The following is a 20962-nucleotide window of genomic DNA, read 5'->3' on the forward strand; positions in this document are numbered from 1 at the left end:
GCAGTCTGTTCCATCCAAAACCGCCGCGCTTGCCGGCGGTTTTTTTTATTTCTAACCGGAATTTACATGATGAAAATAACTGATTTGGCCGCTTGCGGCTTGCTGGCAAGCAGTCTTCTGGGCAACACGGCACAGGCCGCCCCTGCAACGGAGCCGGCATTGCGCGATTACCGCGCCGTGGCCCTGTCCGCGAATGGCCAGCGCATCGCCGCCATCGAATCGAGCAAGGCGGGCGAGCAGCCGCAGCGCCCGCATGCGGCCATCGTCGTGCGCGATGCCGCCAACGGCGCCATCGTGCAGCAATTCGATCCGTGTACCGTGTGCTCCTACGACAAGCCCAACTGGTCGCCCGATGGCCGGCAGCTGGCTTTCATTGGCTACGACGCCAAGGCGGGCACGGCGCAGCTGTACCTGGCCACCCTGTCGCAGGCGCAGGCGCGTGTGTTGACTACTATCAAGGGCGTGGCCAGCACGGTGCGCTGGTCGCCGGATGGCAAGCAGCTGGCCCTGCTGGCCACGGTGGGCGCGCGCAAGCTGGCCGGCGCCGTGGAGGCTGGCGTGCGCCAGGTGGGCGAAGTGGGCAGCGAAGACGATGCCCAGCGCATCGCCGTCGTGCCGGTCAGCGGCGGCGAGCCGCGTCTGCTGTCGCCAAGCGACACCTATGTGTATGAATACAGCTGGACGCCCGATGGCCGCGGCTTTGTTGCCACCAGCGCGCAAGGCAATGGCGACAGCAACTGGTGGGTCGCCAAGCTCAGCCATATTGATGCGGCCACGGGTGCACTGCGCGTGATCGCGTCACCGGCCATGCAGCTGAACCTGCCTTCCGTCTCGCCGGACGGCAAGACGGTGGTCTTCATCGGCGGCCTGATGAGCGATTTCGGCTCCATCGGCGGCGACCTGTACACGGTACCCCTGGCCGGCGGCACGCCGCGCAATCTCACACCCGACTATCGCGGCACGTTCAATGGCGTCGTCTGGCGCGGCGCCGGTTTGCTGGCAACGGCTCTGATCGATTCGCAGCTGGCGCTGGTGCCCGTCGATGCGCAAAGCGGACCGGCCCAGCCGGTGATGCTTGGAGAACTGAGCAGCAGCGGCAGCGATGGCCGTTTGTCGTTCAGCGCCGACGGCTTGCATGCGGCTGCCGCACAGGAAGACTTTACGCACGCTTCTTACCTGGTGGCGGGACCGGTGGGCCAGCTGAAAAAGATCACGCGCGACAATGACGGTTTTGCGCCGCAGGTGACGGTGCAAAACGTGGGCTGGAACAACGAACAATACAAGGTGCAAGGCTGGCTGCTGGGGCCGTTGAAGACGGAAGCAGGCAAGCAGTATCCGATGATTGTCAACGTGCATGGCGGGCCCGGTGCAGCCGCCTCGCCCCGTTATGTGGAAGCGCGTACCGTGATCGAGGAATTGACGCAAAAAGGCTATTTTGTCTTCCTGCCCAATCCGCGCGGCAGCTTTGGCCAGGGCCAGGCCTTTACGCGCGCCAATATGGCCGACTTCGGCGGCGGCGACTGGCGCGACATCCTGGCCGGCATCGATACGGTGGAAAAAGTGGCGCCCGTCGACGGCCAGCGCCTGGGCCTGATCGGCCATTCGTACGGCGGCTTCATGACCATGTGGGGCGTCACGCACAGCGACCGCTTCAAGGCGGCCGTGGCCGGTGCGGGCGTGTCGAACTGGATCAGCTATTACGGCCAGAACGGCATCAATCAGTGGATGATCCCGTTCTTTGGCGCTTCCGCCTATGACAAGCCGGAGGTCTACCGCCGTGCCTCGCCCATCGAATCGATCAAGGCGGCGAAGACGCCGACCCTGATCTACGTGGGCGAGCGCGACGTGGAAACGCCGGCGGCCCAGTCGCTGGAATTCTGGCACGGCTTGCGCGCCATGGGCGTACCGTCCAGCCTGTTCATCTACGATGGCGAAGGGCACTCCTTCCGCAAGCCTGAGCACCAGCGCGACTTGCAGAAACGTACAATCGGCTGGTTTGAGCGCTATCTGAAATAGATCCCGGGGATTTAGCGCGGTGTCACAATATGTACGATCGCCGCGCTATGTATCACGATCTTGTCGGCATCTGCCTGCAACAGGCGGATACGCCGCTGCACCAGCGGCCAGCCGGACCAGGCCACGTCGCTGACGGGCGGCGCGGCAGGGGGAGCCAGCGGCGCGCTGATCGTCGCCTGGTTGTCGAGCTGCTCCAGCGCGCGCGACAAGGTCAAACACACTTGGGTATGGCTGTGGCTGAGCAAGGCGTTGACGGGCGCGACAGGCAGCTGGCTGGCGTGGCGTCCCAGGATGGAGCGCAGGGCCGCGACGTGGGCCACCAGCAAGTAATTTTGCACGATGAACAGGTTGATGTCTTCCACGGCCCGCTGCTTGCTGGCCGGTTCGTCGAGCATGCGCACCAGGGCCGAGCTGAGCGCGGCCAGGCTGTCCATCAAGCGCTTGCGCTCGATGCGGTAGGCGAAATCATCGAAACACTTTCCCTGCAGCAGCGCGAAGCTGGCCTGCATATAGCTGAGGTTTACATTGAGCACCTGGCGCACCAGGCGCGGCAGGCTCTGGTATTCCCAATTGGCCAGCACAAAGCTGAACACGGTGGCGACAGCCGCACCGATCAGGGTATCGATCAGGCGCTCGCTGACGAGGTTCGGGTTGCTGGGCGCCACCAGGTGCATTTGCAGCAGGATCATCAGGCTCACGGCGATGGCCGTGTAGCGGTAGCGCAAATAGATGAAGGTGGGCGTGGCCACGATGGAGAGGAACAAAATGGCCATCAGCACGATATTGCTGTGTACGAAGCGGATCACGATGGCCGTGATCACGCAGCCGATGATGGTGCCGATGATGCGGTCGGCGCGGCGCTGGCGCGTCATGCTGAACGTGGGGCGCAGGATGATGACGATGGTGAGCACAATCCAGTAGCTGTGGGCCGCATACGGCAGCCAGTGTCCGATCAGCAAGCCTACCGAGATCGCCATCGATACGCGCAGGGCGAAGCGGAACACGGGGGACTCCAGGCGCAGATTCGACAGCAGGGTTTTCAGTTCATATTTCTGCTGCGACAAGAATGGCGCCATGTCTGCGCCGCTCCAGAACGGTACGTTGTCGTAGACTTTCTGGCTGGCCAGGTGCAATTCCGCGATCATTTTCAGAATGGCGCGGATCTTGTTGCGCTGCGCGCGCAGGGTGGCCAGCGCTTCCTGCGCATTTTCTCCCTTTGCCTGCAGGCGGGCAATTTCTCCTTCGATGTCGGCCCATTCCTTGTCGTAACTGATCTGCGCATACGAGGCGCGCTTGCGCGTGACGGCGTAGGCTACGGCTTCGATGTCGCGCGCCGCCTTGTAGGCCAGGTCGTGCAAGGATTTCAGCACGTCGGAGTCGGCCAGGTGCTGGCGCAGCAGCGCGTAATCCGTGTGCGTGGAAAGGATCAGTTCATATAAATCGAGCATGCATACATGCACCTGCACGACGATGGCATCCTTGCTGTTCTTGTGGCTGCGCAAAATCAGGTCGCGCGACGCTTGCTGGCGGTCGGCCAAAATGCTTTGATGGCGCACCAGCTTGTTGAACTGCTCCGTCAGATTGAAACGCGTATCGTAGAAATCGGCCTTGATATCGATGTAGGCGGCCAGTTCGAACAGGGCTTCGGCCAGCACTTGCTGCTTGATGCGGTGGCGCAAGACCCAGGCGATGGCCATGGCGTAGGCCAGATAGATGAGGCCGCCCAGCATGAACAGGCCCGCATGGTGGAACGATTGCTGCCACGTCATCTGGTGCTCCATCGACATGGTCATGATGAACAGGGCGGCCAGTTGCAAGGGCATGGATTTCTTGCCATACACCACCATCATGCTGGCAAGGAAACTGACGAGCACGAGCACCGTCATCAACAGCCACTGCACGGGCCCGCATAGGCTGATCAATAAGGTGACGGCGCTGCACAGCAGTACCGAGGCCAGCATTTCGTTGAACTTGTGGCGCAGCGGGCTGGGCATGTCCATCAGGGTCGTGCACAGGGCGCCGATGCATACCGTCATGGCGGTGGCGCTATCGCTGATTTCCTGGGTCAGCAAGGCCAGGCCGACGAGACCGATGGCCACGCGCAAGCCCAGATAAAAATAATGGCTGTAAATAAAGGTGCGCAGGTTCAGTGCGTAGTGCATGGGATTACCTTGTGGGTAGGGCACAGAAAGAGGCGCCGCACCGGGGTCTCCGATGCGGCGCCAGGATGTTGCAGTCGCTACAGCCCGGATTTACATCAGGGCGATCACTGGGTAGCGCCGCCATTCCGGCTCGGCAAAGCGCTGGCAGTGTGCAAAGATGAAGTTCAGCACGGCTTCCTGATTGCTCAGCAAGGCGGGATTGGCAGCTTTCCAGTCAGCAAACTTGGCCGCCAGCGCCGGTTCATCGCGCAGCAGTTCGGATGCCATGTCTTCGAACACGTAATCGGAAAACGCTTCTTTCTTCTCCAGCACGCTATTGAAGAAACCCCAGCGGAAGAAGCTGTCGTGCGCCTGCGGCTCCAGTGTTTCCACGGCGTAGCGGGCGTTGTCCTGGTCCAGGCTGACGACATAATCGCCCGCTTGCACGGTGAACTGGCCCGTGCGCGCTTCGAGTTCTACATGGTCGTGGAACATGTGGCCTTCGTAGGCCGTGGCGCGCGTGCCGACAGAGGCGATGTGGTAGTAGCGGGCCGTTAGCGTCTGTTCGGTGGTGATGCGGCTCATTTCGACGCCGTTCCAGCGCAGCCGTTCGATCACTTCGCGCCACGCTTGCGGTACCACATAGGCTTTCGGCGCAGCCACGGTGACGTCCGCCTCGAAGCGGTTGTAGTAGGCGATATCGCGTTCCCACGGCTGCGAGCGGTCGTAGGAAAGGCGCTGGTAGTCACCCAGCAGACTCGGCGTGTATTGCGCCGCATAGCCCTTGAAGGGGAAGGTCGACGGCTGCTCTTCGTTCATGGCCCAGTGGATGGGCCACTCGGCTTGCGTGCGGCCAGCTGCTTTTGCCTGCGCGCGCAATTGCTTGATCTGTTCGCCATGTTCGATGGTAAACGCCATGGTGATGTCGAGCAGGGCGCGCATGGAAGCGTAGCGGTCGGCAAACGGTTTCAGCATGTGCGTTTCCGGCATGAAACCGATGACGTGGTGCAAGGCCGCAAAGCCGGTCGAGAAACGGGGCACTTCGAGGAATTCGGCAATGCCGTGGTCGGGACTGTCCTTGACGGGATTCACGTACGGGCAGGTGGGCCAGCCAGCGTTTTCCATCTGCGCAAAGATGTGCGGCAGCATGGTGTCTTGCAGGAAGGGGCCCAGGCCGTTGCCCAGCTTATCCGTCTGCGTGTGGATCAGGGTCATCGTGTACGGGTAGTCGGCGCCGTTCGACGTGTGCGTGTCGACCATCACATCCGGGTCCCAGCTGGCCAGCAGGCGGTTGAACACTTGCGCGTTCAGGCTGTCGCACTTGATGAAGTCGCGGTTCAAGTCCAGGTGGCGGCTATTGCCGCGGAAACCGAATTGCTCCGGGCCATCCTGATTCACGCGCGATGTATTGGCGCGGTTCAGGCTGCCATCGACGTTGTAGATTGGAATGAACAGCAAGACGGTGCTGCCCAGCGCCGCCAGGCGCTCCGGCTGCGAGCAGAGGTCGCGCACGATGGCCATGCAGGCGTCGATGCCTTCCGGTTCGCCCGGGTGGATGCCGTTGTTGTTGAAGAACACCGTGCGGCCTGCACGCTTGATCTGCTCGCGGTCAAACACGCCGTCCGCGCTGACGACGCCAGCGTGGATGGGCACGCCCGAGTCGGACAGGCCGATCTGTTCGAAGTGCAGCACTTGCGGATAGCGTGCGGCAAGATCTTGATAGAAGGTGATGCATTCCAGCCAGGTCGTGGTCTGGTTGTGGTTACCGAGTTCGTAGGTCGTGCGCAAGTCTGGTGGCATAGCGGTCTGAGTCTGGGAGGGGGAAGGCGCGCTGGGTAAGTACGCCCGCTAGGGGCCAATTGTAGCACCGGCGCTCTTGCCTTGAGGCGCCGCAGGGGCTTGTTGCTGTACTTGTGTTATGAATACGTTTCACGCACGAGGGGAGGCGGCATGGGCAAGTCGGCGATGGCGGCGCTGGTGTGGGGGATATGCCTGGCGGCGCAGGCGGCGCCGTTGCGCTTGCCGGCGGGCAAGGAGCCTGTGGCGCAGGGCGGGTCTGTCACGGCTGCCGCGCAGGGCGCGCTGATACGCTACCGGGGCTGGCTGCTGGCCGTCGATGGGGCCGTGCCGGAAGAACGGCCTGACATCGTGCTGACGTCGGCGCACGCGCGCCACGCGCCGCTGCTGCGGATAGGCTCCACGCAGCGTAACCTGCCCCTGTGGTCCGCCTTCGAGCTCGTCAAGGGAAGCGCGCGCCTACGCATCACGGCGCTGCCGGGGCCGGATGAGCTTTCCGCGCTGCTGCTGGACTTTGGCGATGGCGACTACCGCATCGTGGTTCCCGCCGCCGGCATCGCGCGGCCAGCTTATCCGCTGCTGGCGCAGCGCTTTCCCGGCGCCGACCTGGCCTTGCTGCTGCAGGATGGCCGGCGGGTCATGTTGCCGTTGGGAAGTGGCAGGGCGCAAGTGTTTGGCGAGGAGCAAGCCGTACCTTACCGTTTTACCAAAGTAAAACGTTAGGCGAAAAAAAGCCACTCCCGCAGGAGTGGCTCAGGCTAAAGCGCCCGTTGGCGGGTTATTGCTTCTTGTTATTCAGCGCCCATTTCTTTCAGCAGGTTGTCTGCGTGGTCGATGTGTTTCATGTTCCACAGCATGTAGCGCAGGTCGACCTGGATCGAACGGGTGTTGGCCTTGTTGTAGTCCCAATCGGAAATGATCGAGTCCAGCGTGCCGTCGAAGGCCAGGCCGATGAATTCGCCTTTGGCGTTCAGGGCAGCCGAACCGGAGTTGCCGCCGGTGATGTCCAGGGTGGCCAGGTAGTCGACCGGCACGGTTTTCAGCTTCGGATCGACGAATTTGCCGAAGTCCTTGGCTTTGATCGCGGCCAGTTGATTCGCTGGTGCATTGAACTCGCCCTGGCCCGTGGCTTTGGCAACGACGCCATTGACGGTCGTGAAGGCAGACCAGGTGGTGCCGTCGGCGCCGTGGTCACGGCCGGCTACTTTGCCGAACGTTACGCGCAGGGTGCTGTTGGCGTCAGGATAGACGGCTTGGCCTTTGCTCTTCATGAAGGCAATCTTTGCTTTCATGTAGTTGGCGTAGGCTTGCTGGATCTTGCCTGCCAGTTCTTCGTCTTCCGCTTCGTTTTTCAGCGAATCCGGATACATGGCGACGGCTGCCTGGATGAAGCTGTCCTTGCTGGCCTGGAATTCGGCTGGCGTGCGTTTCAGCCACGCTGCGCGTTCTTCCTTGTCGGCCAGCTTGCTGCCGGCATACAGTTTGTCCAGGGCGGCGGACAGGTCGGCTTGCGACATGCCGTCCTTGATGCCGATGGCGGCGTCGAAGCTGGCGCGGCGTTGTGCTGCCGGTTGCGCGGCGTACTTGGTCAGGCTGTTCAGTACCAGCGCCTTGTCGACTTTTTCATCGTAGGTGCGCTCGACCGACGTGATGCTCGACGACAGACGTGGCAAATCGCGCGTCTGGTAGCCGGACTTGCGTTCCGTATCGGCCTTGGTGCCTTCGTTCGACAGGCGGTACAGGCTGCGTGCCGTGTTCAGCAGGCGTGGTTGTGCGTAGCTCAGGAAGAAATCGCGCTTGGTGTCGGCATCACGCTCGGCGATCAGCTTTTCCACTTGCTCGATGTCGCCGGCAAATTCCGCCTTGCGGGCAGCATTCGCGTTGACCCATGCTTTCAGGGCCTCGTGTTCCGTCGTCTTGCGCGCCAGGAAGTCGCTGCCGGCGTAGGAATCGAGCATGCCTTGGCGGTTCTTGTAGTAATTGTTCACGCCAGCAACCTGGCCCGCGTATTTCAGGGCAACATCCTTGTTGTCCTTGGTTTCGCGTGCAATGATGGCCAGGGTTTCGCCCGACGCTTTCACGAAGGCCGGGTAGTTCCAGTCAAACGTGTACGCCACTTCCGATGGCAGGCGGTGACGGTTGGTGCGGCCAGGGTAGCCCAGGACCATCACGAAATCGCCTTCTTTCAAGCCATCCTTGGCCAGTTTCAGCACGTGTTTTGGCTGGTAAGGCACGTTGTCCTTGCTGAAGTCGGCAGCTTTGCCGTCTTTGCTGACATAGGCGCGGTAGAAACCGTAGTCGCCCGTGTGGCGTGGCCACATCCAGTTGTCGGTGTCGCCGCCGAACTTGCCGACGCCTGCTGGAGGCGCGTGCACCAGGCGCACGTCGCGGATTTCCAGTTGCTTGATCAGGTAGAACTCCAGGCCGCCGTAGTAGGCGGACACGGTGCAGCGGAAGCCGGCTTCTTTTTCGCATTCGGCGACCAGTTTCTTCTGGTTTTTCTCGATCGCGTCGATGCGTGCCTTGCCTTGCAGCTTGGCCACGTCGGCGGTGATGATCTTGTCGCTGACATTGGTTACGGCCGAGGTCACGAAGATGCGGCTGCCTGGGGCGGCCGGCAATTCTTCAGCGAAAGTCTTGGCCAGGAAACCGTTGGCCAGCAAATCGCGCTCTTTGGTCGAATTGACCGCCACGCTGTTGTAGACGCAATGGTGGTTGGTGGCAACCAGGCCTTGCGGGGAGACGAACGAAGCCGAGCAACCGCCCAGGCTGACGATGGCGCCCATGGGGAACTCGGTCAGTTTGGTCAGGTTGGTCGGATCGAGTTTCAGTCCGGCCGCTTTCAGTTCCTTGGCCACTTGTGGCAGCTGTTGGGGCATCCACATGCCTTCGTCGGCGTGTGCGAAGTTGCTCAGGATGGCGAGCGCGATTAAAGATTTTTTCATTCGAGTTCTAGTCTTTTACATGAAGGGAAGTCGGAACCAACGTGTACCCAGTGTTTTTTCTCAGCGGGCGACCTAGAGTATCCGTATCGAACTCGCACTAGTCAATCACATTTTCCCGAGGGCATGTTTGTAGTTGCTTGCAAAAATTGCACTATTTTCGGCGTTGCAGGGGCAGGAGTGGGCTGCGAACGGGCATTTTCTCGTGCCGCGGCTGTGGTATTGTCCATACAATTGTCTTGCCGGCAATAAAAAATGGCCGGGCGCTTGCGCGGCCCGGCCACTTGCTGATGCGCTGCCATGTGTCTGCTTAGCGTATTTTGCCGCGGCGCAAAAGATTCACGATGCCCAGCAGGATCACGGCGCCCAGGAACGAGACCAGCAGAGAAGCCAGGCTGAAATTGTCGCTATTGATGGTGCCCGTGCCGAACAGGGGGGCCAGCAGCCAGCCGCCGAGGAAGGCGCCGACGATGCCGACGACGATATTGAGGAAGATGCCCTGTTGCGCATTCGTTTTCATGACCATGCTGGCCAGCCAGCCGATGACGCCGCCAATAACGATCCAGATAATGAAATTCATGTAGTCCTCCGCGCGGTGGATAAGTGGGTGTGCCATGTCAGAACAACATCATGCCAATGGATAGTGATGCCGCACGATAGAAAAGTCCAGCGGATTCGCGCAGTGCATGCAAAAGCCCGCCTGGCTGCGGGCAGCGAGGCGGGCTTGTCATGCGGCAAGGCCGTGTTTAGTCGGCCTTGATGGCTTCCACCTGGATGGCCAGCTTGACTTCCGGCGAGAACGCCGGCATGCCATAGTTCAGGCCAAAGTCGCTGCGCTTGAATTCCGCCGTGGCGTCGGCGCCGCACACTTCGCGCTTGTAGCGCGGATGCATGATGCACTTGAACTTGCTCACGTTCAGCTTGACGGGCTTGGTTACGCCCAGCAGCGTCAGTTCGCCATCGACTTCCACCAGCTGGTCGCCGTCGAACTTGAGCGATTTGCTCTTGTAGGTGATTTGTGGGAATTTTTCGACGTTGAACATGTCCGCTTTTTTCGCGTGCGTGTTCATGGCGTCGAGGCCGAAATCGATCGAATCGGCGTCGATGACGAGGTCCAGGCTACCCGTCTTGGCGGCGCGGTCCAGGGTGACCGTGCCCTTGGTCTTGTTGAACTTGCCGCGCCACACGGACATGCCCATGTGATCGGCTTCAAAGCTGGGGAAAGTGTGCGTCGGGTCGAGGTTGTAGGTGTCGGTAGCGGCCATGGCCGAACCGGCGCCGGCGGCTGCCAGCACGGCGATCATCAAGTGCTTCAATTTCATTGAATTCCTAACTAAGTTAAACAACAGATTTTTGGGCGGTGATCTGATATGTAACGCCTGAAAAACGTTCAGGGCCAGGCGCCTTGCCGAAGGCAGTACGAATAGTACGACGAGGCAAGAGCAACGCAGCCATGGACGTTTTCTCAGGTGTTACTGCGCAGCGACGTGGAACTTGATGGTGACCTCGTCGGCAACCATGCTCGTGTCTTTCCACTCGCCTTCGCCGATGTTGTAGGTCAGGCGCTTGATCGGCAGGGCGCCGTCGAACGCATATTTGCCGCCATCGGCTTTGACCGTCAATGGGAACGTCACGTCGGTGGTCTTGCCTTTGATGCTCAGCTTGCCGCTGACCGTCAGCTTGCCTGCGCCGGCGGCCTTGATGCTGCTTGAAACGAAGGTGGCTTTCGGGAACTGGGCCGCGTTAAACCATTCTTTCTTCGCCACTTCCTTGTTGTATTCCGGGTCGCCGATATCGATGCTGGCCGTCTCGATTTCCACCGAGGCTTTCGAGGCGTCCGGCGTGGCCGGATTGTAATCGATGGCGATATTGAATTTCTTGAACTTCGCTTCCACGGGCACGTTCATTTGCTTGAACACGGCCGACACGCTGGTCTTGGCGGGATCGACTTTCAGCAGGGTGGCGGCGGTGGCGGCCACGGACAGGCCCAGCAGGGAAGCGAGGACGATGCGTTGGGTGGTTTTCATCTTATTTTTCCTGGAGTTTCAGTGAGCAAGGGTGAAGTCGGTGTTATGGCAGCATGCGTTTAAGTACGCCGTCTTTGTCGATAAATTGATGCTTCAGCGCCGCCAGCACATGGGCAGCCACGGCGGCGGCCATCGTCATGTTCAGAACATAATGAATCTCTTTTAAAAGTGGCTTAAGTTCCGGGTTCGGCGCCATGATGACGGGCAGCTGGAACAGGCCCAGATAGACTACCGGAACGCCGGCAGCCAGCGTGTACAGGTAGCCGGAAACGGGCACGGCGAAGATCAGGATGTACAACAGCACATGCATGGCGTCGGCCGCCTTCTTTTGCCAGGCCACCATGCTGGCAGGGTGCGGCGGCGGTACATTGGCCTTGCGCCACAGCAGGCGGATGGCGGCGATGGCCAGCACGGTCACGCCCAGCCATTTATGCCACGAGAAATATTTGAGCTTGGTGGGCGTCAGGCCGGGAATATCGACCATGACCAGGCCCATGATGAAGGCGCTGATGATCAGCAGGGCGGTCAGCCAGTGCAGGATGATGGCGGTGGTGGTGTAGCGTTGCATCGACGGCTTTCTTGAAAGTAGTACGTATTAGGACTAATTCAGCCTAATATACCAAAGAAAAGCAATTTACGCTGCGTGCTGGAGATTCTACAAGAAAGATTGCCGGAAAAACCGCGGGGCGGGCAGCATTTGTGTGCTGGCCGCCCCGCGGGAATGGGATCGCATGATCCCCATGTGGAAACTGCTTAGATGGCTTTGGCCAATTGCGCCGCGATGCCGATGTAATTACCCGGCGTCATGGTCAAGAGCACGTCCTTGGCATCCTGCGGAATGGCCAGGCCATTGACGAAGGTCTGCAGCGCTTCTTTCGAGATGCCCTTGCCGCGCGTCAGCTCTTTCAGCTGCTCGTACGGGTTTTCGATGCCATAGCGGCGCATCACGGTTTGTACGGGCTCGGCCAGCACTTCCCACGTCGCGTCGAGGTCTTGCGCCAGGCGCGCGTGGTTCACTTCCAGCTTGTTCAAGCCGCGCAGGCAGCTGTCATAGGCCAGCAGGGTGTAGCCCAGGCCCACGCCGATGTTGCGCAGCACGGTCGAATCGGTCAGGTCGCGCTGCATGCGCGAGACGGGCAGTTTTTCCGACAGGTGTTTCAGCACGGCGTTGGCCAGGCCCAGGTTGCCTTCCGAGTTTTCGAAGTCGATCGGGTTGACCTTGTGCGGCATGGTCGACGAACCGATTTCGCCCGCTTTCAGTTTTTGCTTGAAGTAGCCGAGCGACACATACGTCCAGATGTCGCGGTTCAGGTCCAGCAGGATCGTGTTGGCGCGCGCGAAGGCGTCGAACAGTTCAGCCATGTAGTCGTGCGGCTCGATCTGGATGGTGTACGGATTGAAGACCAGGCCCAGGCGCTGTTCGATGACGGCCTGCGAGAATGCCGGCCAGTCGAAGCCAGGGTAGGCCGACAGGTGGGCATTGTAGTTGCCGACGGCACCATTCATCTTGCCGAGGATTTCCACTTGCTCGATGCGTTTCACGGCGCGCTGCAAGCGGGCCACGACGTTGGCAAATTCCTTGCCCAGGGTGGTCGGGCTGGCCGTCTGGCCGTGCGTGCGCGACAGCATCGGCACGTCGGCGTTGTCGTGCGCGATCTGCGTCAGCTTGGCCACCAGGCCGTTCAATGCCGGCAGCATCACGCCATCGCGGGCGGCTTTCAGCATCATGCCGTGCGAGGTGTTGTTGATGTCTTCCGAGGTGCAGGCGAAATGGATGAATTCCGACGCCGCCACCAGTTCCGGCACGTCCGCCACTTGTTCCTTCAGCCAGTATTCGACAGCCTTCACGTCATGGTTGGTGACCGCTTCGATGGCCTTGATGCGGGCCGCGTCGGCTTCCGAGAAATCGCTCGCCATCTTGTCGAGCAGGGCGTTCGCTTCTGCCGAAAACGGCTTGATTTCAGCGAAACCGGCTTGCGACAGCGCTTGCAGCCAGGAGATTTCCACTTTCACGCGGTGGTGCATGAAACCGGCTTCGGACAGGATCGGGCGCAGCAGATCGGTCTTGCTGGCGTAGCGGCCATCGAGCGGAGACAGGGCCGACAGCGTGGAATACGGAGTAGTAGAAGTCATGAGAGCGGACGCAAGTTAAAGAAACGGTTGGCGTGTGGCGCGCGGGGAGGGCAGGGCTATTGCAATACAGCAACACTGACGGCGCCACAGTAAAGGGCGATTTTACCACCGCTGGCCGCTGGCCAGCCGTCCGTTGGCCGTCGCCGCACCGCAATTTGGCCGAATCCGGCCCCGATGCGGCGTGCCTGCCACACACTGGGGGGCGCCGGGCGCGTGCTGCCAAACACCGCTGCCGCCGATGCTATACTGCTTGCTGCTCCTTTACCTTAAAGTACCTATGAAACTGATCGGTTCCCTCGCCAGCCCGTATGTCCGCAAAGCCCGTATCGTGCTGGCGGAAAAAAAGCTCGACTATGTCTTCGAGCTGGAAAACGTGTGGGTGCCGGAAACCCGCATCGCCCAGGCCAATCCCCTGGGCAAAGTGCCTTGCCTGGTCATGGAAGATGGCAGCACGCTGATCGATTCGAAAGTCATCGTCGAATACCTCGACACGCTCACGCCCGTGTGCAAGCTGCTGCCGGCCGGCGGCAATGGCCGCGAGCGGGCCGATATCAAGAATTGGGAAGCACTGGCCGACGGCATCCTCGACGCTGGCGTGCTGGTGCGCCTGGAGCGCACGCAGCGCCCGCCCGAGCAGCAAAGCGCGGCCTGGATCGCGCGCCAGCTGGAAAAAGTCACCCTGGGTCTGGCGGCGCTGGAAGCACGCCTGGGCGAGAGCGCGTATTGCGCCGGCAAGAACTACACCCTGGCCGACGTGGCCGTGGGGTGTACCTTGGGCTGGCTCAGCTTCCGCTTCCCGGAAATCGACTGGCGCGCGGACCATCCTGCGCTGGCCCGCCTGTTCGACAAACTGTCCGAGCGGCAGTCGTTCAAGGACACCGTGCCGCAGTGAGCGTACGATGACCGGTACCGATTCGAAGGCGCAGCAGCGCCTGCAGATGGCCGATATCGCGCGCCTGGCCGGCGTGTCCACGTCCACCGTGTCGCGCGCCCTGAGCGGCAGCTCGCTGGTCAATGAAGAGACGCGCGCGCGCGTCATCGCGCTGGCCCGTTCGCTCAAGTACTCCATCAATATCGGCGCGCAAAACCTGCGCCTGAAACAGAACCGCACGGTGGGCGTGGTGGTGCCGTATGACGCGGCCACGCGCCAGCACCTGTCCGATCCTTTCTTTCTGAGCATGCTGGGCAGCCTGGCCGATGCGCTGACGGAGCAGGGCTTCGACATGCTCATTTCGCGCGTGGATGCGGAAACGCTCGATGCGGCCGCCCAGTCCTTCGATAGCGGCCGCGTGATCGGCATCATCCTGATCGGCCAGTGGCGCCACCATGAACAACTGAACCAGCTGGCCGCGCGCCAGGTGCCCATCGTCGTGTGGGGCGCGCAATTGCCGCAGCAGCTGTATTGCACCATTGGCGGCGACAACGTCGCCGGTGGCAGGCTGGCCACGGAGCATTTGCTGGCGGCGGGACGTCGTCGCATCGCCTTCTTTGGCGACGCCAAGCTGCCCGAAGTGGCGCAGCGCCACCAGGGCTATGCGCAGGCGCTGGCCGCGCACGGACTGGCACCCGATCCGCAACTGTACGTGGCCGGCTCCTTCCTGCCGCAGGGCGGCGCGACGGACGTGCAGGAACTGCTGGATCGCCAGCTCCCGTTCGACGCCATCTTCGCCTGCAGCGACTTGCTGGCCATGAGCGCCATCAGCGCCTTGCGCGCGCGTGGCGTGGCCGTGCCGGAACAGGTGGCCGTGGTCGGCTACGACGATATCGAACTGGCCGCGTATTTCCACCCGCCGCTGACCACCGTGCGCCAGCCGATCCGCGCCGCCGGGCGCGCGCTGGTGGCCTCGCTGCTGGCGCTGGTCGATGGCGCGCCTGCGCCATCCCGGCAATTGCCAACCGAGCTGATCGTACGCGCCTCGGGCCGGTAAAGCGCGGTTGCAACCGATTGCAATAATTTCAAAATTCCCCACTATTTTTCATGCTGCACGGCAGCATGAAAAACCCTGATCTCGTATCGATTCTCTCCTGTTTCCCTCTTTTCTGCCCGTAGCGCTCCCTTAAAAGCAACATAAATTCCATGTTGCAGCGCTCGATTGCAATCGATTGCAATAAATTCTTATTCGTTGAATAATGACGTACCGGCTCAGCCAGCGCGCCATGGCATGCGGCGGCCAGGACCCATAACAAGCGGATACCTCGATGTATCGGCATACAACACTGGAGACAAGATGAAGACACGTACTGCTCAACGCGGCTGCATGGCCGCAGCCGTCGCCCTGGCCCTGCTGCAATGGGGCGCCGCCCAGGCCCAATCGGCCGGCGACACCGCCAGCGCCGCCCCCGCCGATGGCCTGAACCTGGAACGCATCGTGGTCACCGGCACCACCGGCGGCACGTCCAAAATGAAATCGAGCAATTCCGTCAGCAGCATGGAACTCGACACCATCCTGCACAACGCGCCGACCAGCGCCGCCGAAGTCCTGCGCTCGGTGCCGGGCTTGCGGGCCGAGTCCTCGGGCGGCGAAGGCAATGCCAACATCACCGTGCGCGGCCTGCCCATTTCCGCCGGCGGCGCGCGCTATGTGCAGATCCAGGAAGACGGCTTGCCGGTGCTGCAGTTCGGCGACTTCAACTTCACCACGCCCGACAGCTTCGTCAAGATCGATTCCACCCTCGACCACCTGGAAGTGGTGCGCGGCGGTTCGGCCTCCACCCTGGCCACCAACTCGCCGGGCGGCATCATCAATTTCATCAGCAAGAATGGCAAGGAGAAGGGCGGCAGCGTGGCGCTCAGCCGGGGCCTGGGCTACGACCAGACGCGCGTGGATTTCGATTACGGCGCGCCGGTTTCCGAGCGCACGCGCTTCTTCATCGGCGGCTCCTGGCGCACGGGCGAAGGCATCCGCCACAGTGGCGTCAACAGCGAAAAGGGCGGCCAGATCCGCGGCAATGTCACGCATGAATTCGACAGCGGCTTCGTGCGCCTGTCGTTCAAGCACCTCGACGACCAGTCGCCCACGGCCCTGCCGGTGCCGGTCAGCGTGCGCAATGGCCGCATCGGGGAAATCGCCGGCATCGACCCGCGCAAGGCCAGTTTCTATTCGCCGTACTGGGTGCCCGACATGGTGCTGAACAAGGATAACCAGCGCGTGGCCACCCGCGTCAACGACGGTCTGCACGTCAAGAGCGACACCGTGGGACTGGAAGCATCGTTCAAGCTGGGACAGGGCTGGAGCGTGAGCGAAAACTTCCGCTACGCCGACAATTCGGGCCGCTTCATCGGCGTCTTCCCGTCGAATAACGGCAGCGACGGCAGCTACGTGTTTGCCAGCGGCCCGAACCGGGGCCAGCCCTACACGGGGCGCGCGTTTTCCGCCGTGGTGTTCAATACCTCGATCGACGACGCCAGCAATACCCTGAGCGACACCAAGCTGGCCAAGACGTTTGTGCTCGACAGCGGCAAGCTGACCACCACGGCCGGCCTGTACCTGTCGCAGCAAAAGCTGGGCCTGACCTGGAATTTCAATGAATACCTGATGCAGGCCACGGGCGACCAGCCGGCGCTGCTGCAAACGGCGAGCAGCACGCCCGGCTACATCGGCCCGGCCTTCGGCGCCTGCTGTTCGCGCGCCGTCGACATGGAGTACCGCACGACGTCACCCTACGTAAACCTGGCCTGGGAAAGCGGCGCGCTGAACCTCGACGGCGGCTTGCGGCGCGACCGCCAGCACGCCAGTGGCACGGCCAACCAGGCCACCGGCGCGCAAGCCTATCTGCCGTCGACGGTGCAGCAGGTCGACTACACCCTGGGCCATACCTCGTACTCGCTGGGCGCGAACTACAAGCTGCAAGCCAACCTGGCCGTGTTTGCCCGCGTCAGCGAAGGCGTGGCCTTCAATGCCGACCGCATCCTGTTCGGCACGCCCCTGGATGGCAGCGTGCCGGTGGCGATCAACACCGTGCGCCAGCTCGAAGGCGGCGTGAAATGGCGGCGGGGGCCCCTGAGCACCTTCGTCACCGTGTTCCAGGCCAAGACGAAGGAAAGCAATTACGAGGCGACGACGCAGCTGCGCACGGCCAACAGCTATGAAGCGAAGGGCGTGGAACTGGAAGCGGCCTACAGCGCCGGCGACTTCCGCATCAATGGCGGATTGACGTTCACGGATGCCGAGATCACGGGCACGGCCGCGGCCGACGTGGCGCTGATCGGCAATACGCCGCGGCGCCAGGCGCGTGTCGTGTACCAGCTCGCGCCCACCTATGAATGGGGACCTGCCACCCTGGGCGCCAGCCTGGTCGGCACGGGCAAGTCGTGGGGCGATGATGCGCACACGATCACCTTGCCCGCCTACCAGGTGCTCAACGCTTTCGTCAATTACCAGCTCACGCCGCAGATGCAGGTGGCGCTGACGGCGAACAATCTGCTCAACAAGATCGGCTATACGGAAGTCGAGGGCGATGGCCACGCGGCCCGCTCGATCACGGGGCGCGCCGTCAAGGTCAGCCTGAAATACGCATTTTAAGCAAGGATAGGATTCATGATGTCGATACGTAGCCCCCTGGCGCGCCTGCTGGCGCCGCTCCCCTCGCACTTGCGCGACGATGCGGCGCGCCGCTATGCGCGACAGGAGGCGGTCCTGCTCGACCGCCTGGGCAGCCTGTATGGCCAGCGGCCGGACTTCCTGCCCTGGCTGGGCGACCTGATGGAAAGCGTGGGACGGCTGTACGCGGCGCGCGCGCCGGCGCTGCTGCGGCAGGATGCGCAGCGCGAAGCGCAGCCGGACTGGTTTGCCAGCCAGTCCATGCTGGGCTACAGCGCCTACGTGCAGCGCTTCGGCGGCAGCCTGCAGGGCGTGGCCGCGCGCATTGCCCATCTGCGCGAGCTGGGCGTGACGTATCTGCATTTGCTGCCGTTTTTGCGGCCGCGTGCCGGCGAAAGCGATGGCGGCTTTGCCGTCGCCAGCTTCGAGGAAGTCGACCCTGCGCTGGGTAGCAATGCCGATTTGCTGGCGTTGACGGCGCAGCTGCGCGCGGCCGGCATCAGCCTGTGCTCGGACCTCATCCTCAACCATGTTGCCGACGACCATGCGTGGGCGCTGGGCGCCAAGGCGGGCGATCCGCTGCTGCGCGATTTTTTCCACACCTATCCCGACCGCGTGCAGCCGGACCGCTACGAGCGCACCGTTGGCCAGGTCTTCCCGCAGGCGGCACCGGGCAATTTCACCTTCGTGCCGGAGCTCCAGCGCTGGGTCTGGACCACGTTTTATCCCTATCAGTGGGACTTGAACTACGCCAATCCGGCCGTCTTCGCGGCCATGGCCGGCGCCATGCTGGGCCTGGCCAACAAGGGCATCGAGGTGTTCCGCCTCGACTCGACGGCCTTTCTGTGGAAGCGCGAAGGCACGGATTGCATGAACCAGCCCGAAGCCCACAGCCTGCTGCAAGCCTTGCGCGCCATCGCCGCCATCGCCGCGCCTGGCGTGCTGCTCAAGGCCGAAGCCATCGTGCCCACACCCAAGCTGCCCGCCTACTTTGGCAGCGATAGCGCGCCCGAATGCCATATCGCTTATCACAGCAGCCTGATGGCCGCCGGCTGGGGCGCGCTGGCGGAGGAAAGCACGGACTTGCTGCAGCAGGTGATCGCCGCCACGCCGCCGCTGCCACCGGCCGCAAGCTGGCTCAGTTATGTGCGCTGCCACGACGACATCGGCTGGAATGTGCTGCTCAATGAAGCGGGCGCGGACGGGCCGGCGCGCCTGGCGCGCATTGCGCAGTTCTTTGCCGGTGCGCCCGGCAGCTATGCACGCGGTGCCGCCTTCCAGAGCAGCAGCGCCGACAAGGCGCATGGCAGCAACGGCATGGCCGCCTCGCTGGCCGGCCTGCAAAGCGCCACCACGGTGCAGGAGCAGGAATACGCATTGCGGCGCCTGCTGCTGCTGCATGGCCTGGCATTGAGCTTTGGCGCCTTGCCGGTGCTGTACATGGGCGATGAACTGGGCATGACCAACGACGACAGCTACACGCAGCGCGCCGACCGGGCGATGGACAGCCGCTGGCTGCAGCGTCCCGCGTTCGACGACAGCTTGCTGGCATGGCGCCACGATGGCGTGAGCGCCAGCGGCCGGCTGTACCTGGTGCTGCGCCAGCTGATCGACGCGCGCGGGCGCTTGCCGGCATTGGCCGCCGCTGCGCCGCGCAGCGTGCTGCCCGCCGACACGCCGGCCGTGCTGGCGCTGCTGCGCGGCGACGCGTTTCTCAACCTGAGCAATTTCAGCGGCGCCAGCCAGCGCTTCACCTTGCCCGCGGGCGAGTGGCGCAACAGCCTCGATGGCAGCGTGCTGGCCGGCACCGTGGGCCTGCAGCCATGGCATATGCTGTGGCTGGAAAGGGAACCAGCATGAGCGACACCACCGCGCACCGTCCGCATTTGTCGTTCTGGCAGATCGTCAACATGAATGTCGGTTTTTTCGGCATCCAGTTCAGCTTTGGTCTGCAGCAAAGCAGCATGAGCCCCATCTACAAATACCTGGGCGCCGATGAAGCGAGCCTGCCGTACCTGTGGCTGGCCGGTCCCATGACGGGGCTGCTCGTGCAACCGCTGATCGGCGCCATGAGCGACCGCACGGTGACGCGCTGGGGCCGCCGCACGCCGTACTTCCTGATCGGCGCCATCCTGTGCAGCCTGGGCCTGCTGGCCATGCCGTTCAGTCCCACCCTGTGGATGGCCGCCAGCCTGCTGTGGATACTCGACGCGGCCAACAATGTGACGATGGAGCCGTACCGCGCCTTTGTCAGCGACAAGCTCGACAAGAAGCAGCATTCGCTGGGTTTTCTCACGCAAAGCGCGTTTACGGGACTGGGGCAAACGCTGGCCTACCTGACGCCGTCGCTGCTGGTCATGCTGGGCATGAACAAGGATGCCGTCAATGGCAGCCATATCCCGCACATCGTCATCGCCGCCTTCCTGATCGGCGCCGTCTTTTCCCTCGCCTCGGTGCTGTGGACCCTGAAGACGACGCCGGAAAACCCCCTCACGGCGGCCGAGCTGGCGGCCATCCGCAGCCGCCCGCCGGGCTGGCGCCACACGCTGGCCGATATCGGTGCGGCCCTGCGCGACATGCCGCCGACGATGAAGCAGCTGGCCATCGTCAACCTGTTCCAGTGGTACGCCATGTTCTGCTACTGGCAGTACATTGCGCTGTCGCTGGCGGCGACCCTGTTTCACACGACGGATCCGGCATCGCAAGGCTTTCGCGACGCGGGCCTGCTGAACGGGCAGGTGGGTGCCTTCTATAATTTCATCGCCTTTGTCGCTGCCTTTGCGCTGGTGCCGTTCACGCGCCGCTTCGGCCCCAAGCGCATGCACAGCCTGTGCCTGTGCGCGGCCGGCGTGGGCATGCTGAGCATCCCGCTGATCCACAGCCCGGCGCTGCTGTTGCTGCCCATGCTGGGCGTGGGCCTGGCCTGGGCCAGCATCATGGGCAATCCCTACATCATGCTGGCCGGCTGCATTCCGCCCGAGCGCACGGGCGTCTACATGGGCATCTTCAACATGTTCATCGTCATCCCGATGATCATCCAGATCTTCACCCTGCCGCTGTACTACCGCAGCTGGCTGGGCGGCAATCCGGAGAACGTCATCCGGCTGGCCGGCGCCCTGTTGCTGTGCGCGGCGGTGGCGGTGCTGTTCGTCAAGCTGCGCCCGCCGCAGGCCACAAAGACTTGAGAGCACACGTAAAAAAACCGGCTCTGCCGGTTTTTCTTGTTCCACCAATGATGTTACGACACCTGACAAAACCGTAGCGAGCGGAAGGAAGAGGTGGCCGAGAAGCGCAACCGTACTCTAGTACGGTGAGCATCGCAGGCCGCCTATGCCGACGCGCAGTAGGTTTTGGCAGGTGTCCTC

Annotated in this window: 15 protein-coding genes; 7 read left to right on the plus strand and 8 right to left on the minus strand. The window is 62.4% G+C overall.

Annotation, left to right across the window (positions count from 1 at the left end; genetic code table 11):
• The first annotated feature begins 66 nt into the window (after positions 1-66).
• Positions 67-2016: a S9 family peptidase gene (locus tag IGS58_RS00255; RefSeq protein WP_230520375.1), complete on the plus strand. Its 1950-nt coding sequence runs from the start codon at positions 67-69 to the stop codon at positions 2014-2016.
• Between the two features lie 11 nt (positions 2017-2027).
• Here the strand turns inward: IGS58_RS00255 and IGS58_RS00260 are convergent, their stop codons facing one another.
• Together IGS58_RS00260 and IGS58_RS00265 are read right to left on the minus strand one after the other, a co-directional pair.
• Positions 2028-4178, minus strand: coding sequence for an FUSC family protein (locus tag IGS58_RS00260; RefSeq protein ID WP_070254758.1), 2151 nt, complete (start codon positions 4176-4178; stop codon positions 2028-2030).
• Positions 4179-4268: 90 nt separating this feature from the next.
• Positions 4269-5957 carry a M14 family zinc carboxypeptidase gene (locus IGS58_RS00265; RefSeq protein ID WP_230520376.1) on the minus strand — a complete coding sequence of 563 codons (1689 nt, stop codon included), beginning with the start codon at positions 5955-5957 and terminating at the stop codon, positions 4269-4271.
• A gap of 150 nt (positions 5958-6107) precedes the next feature.
• Between IGS58_RS00265 and IGS58_RS00270 the strand changes: the two genes are divergently transcribed.
• Positions 6108-6677: a hypothetical protein gene (locus IGS58_RS00270; RefSeq protein ID WP_230520377.1), complete on the plus strand. Its 570-nt coding sequence runs from the start codon at positions 6108-6110 to the stop codon at positions 6675-6677.
• A 68-nt stretch (positions 6678-6745) separates the two neighbouring features.
• Here IGS58_RS00270 and IGS58_RS00275 read toward each other — a convergent pair whose 3' ends face one another.
• The 6 genes from IGS58_RS00275 to purB form a co-directional block, all read right to left on the minus strand.
• A complete protein-coding gene (locus tag IGS58_RS00275) occupies positions 6746-8899 on the minus strand; it encodes a S46 family peptidase (RefSeq protein ID WP_230520378.1) in 2154 nt (717 codons plus the stop codon).
• A 307-nt stretch (positions 8900-9206) separates the two neighbouring features.
• Positions 9207-9476: a GlsB/YeaQ/YmgE family stress response membrane protein gene (locus IGS58_RS00280; protein ID WP_034778894.1), complete on the minus strand. Its 270-nt coding sequence runs from the start codon at positions 9474-9476 to the stop codon at positions 9207-9209.
• Positions 9477-9642: 166 nt separating this feature from the next.
• Positions 9643-10218, minus strand: coding sequence for a YceI family protein (locus IGS58_RS00285; RefSeq protein ID WP_070281807.1), 576 nt, complete (start codon positions 10216-10218; stop codon positions 9643-9645).
• A gap of 150 nt (positions 10219-10368) precedes the next feature.
• Positions 10369-10923, minus strand: coding sequence for a YceI family protein (locus IGS58_RS00290; protein WP_034778891.1), 555 nt, complete (start codon positions 10921-10923; stop codon positions 10369-10371).
• Positions 10924-10966: 43 nt separating this feature from the next.
• The gene (locus IGS58_RS00295; RefSeq protein ID WP_070254748.1) at positions 10967-11491 is read right to left on the minus strand and encodes a cytochrome b; all 525 of its coding nucleotides are present in this window, start codon (positions 11489-11491) and stop codon (positions 10967-10969) included.
• Between the two features lie 185 nt (positions 11492-11676).
• Entirely contained in the window at positions 11677-13056 is a 1380-nt protein-coding gene (gene purB, locus IGS58_RS00300; protein ID WP_070254746.1) for an adenylosuccinate lyase, read from the minus strand.
• A gap of 277 nt (positions 13057-13333) precedes the next feature.
• On the opposite strand from purB, the gene IGS58_RS00305 reads away from it, so the two are divergent.
• From IGS58_RS00305 to IGS58_RS00325, 5 genes are all read left to right on the plus strand, one after another.
• Complete coding sequence (locus IGS58_RS00305) at positions 13334-13948, plus strand: glutathione S-transferase N-terminal domain-containing protein (RefSeq protein ID WP_070281805.1); 615 nt, start codon at positions 13334-13336, stop codon at positions 13946-13948.
• Positions 13949-13955: 7 nt separating this feature from the next.
• On the plus strand, positions 13956-14984 hold the full coding sequence (locus IGS58_RS00310) for a LacI family DNA-binding transcriptional regulator (protein WP_230520379.1): 1029 nt from the start codon (positions 13956-13958) through the stop codon (positions 14982-14984).
• A 300-nt stretch (positions 14985-15284) separates the two neighbouring features.
• Positions 15285-17579: a TonB-dependent receptor gene (locus IGS58_RS00315; RefSeq protein ID WP_230520380.1), complete on the plus strand. Its 2295-nt coding sequence runs from the start codon at positions 15285-15287 to the stop codon at positions 17577-17579.
• A gap of 15 nt (positions 17580-17594) precedes the next feature.
• On the plus strand, positions 17595-19457 hold the full coding sequence (locus tag IGS58_RS00320; protein ID WP_230520381.1) for an alpha-amylase family glycosyl hydrolase: 1863 nt from the start codon (positions 17595-17597) through the stop codon (positions 19455-19457).
• Positions 19454-20782: an MFS transporter gene (locus tag IGS58_RS00325; RefSeq protein WP_070254740.1), complete on the plus strand. Its 1329-nt coding sequence runs from the start codon at positions 19454-19456 to the stop codon at positions 20780-20782. Before IGS58_RS00320 ends, IGS58_RS00325 begins: the two co-directional genes overlap by 4 nt.
• Positions 20783-20962 lie beyond the last annotated feature (180 nt).

The sequence above is a fragment of the Janthinobacterium sp. EB271-G4-7A genome, assembly GCF_020858075.1.
Classification (GTDB): domain Bacteria; phylum Pseudomonadota; class Gammaproteobacteria; order Burkholderiales; family Burkholderiaceae_D; genus Janthinobacterium; species Janthinobacterium lividum.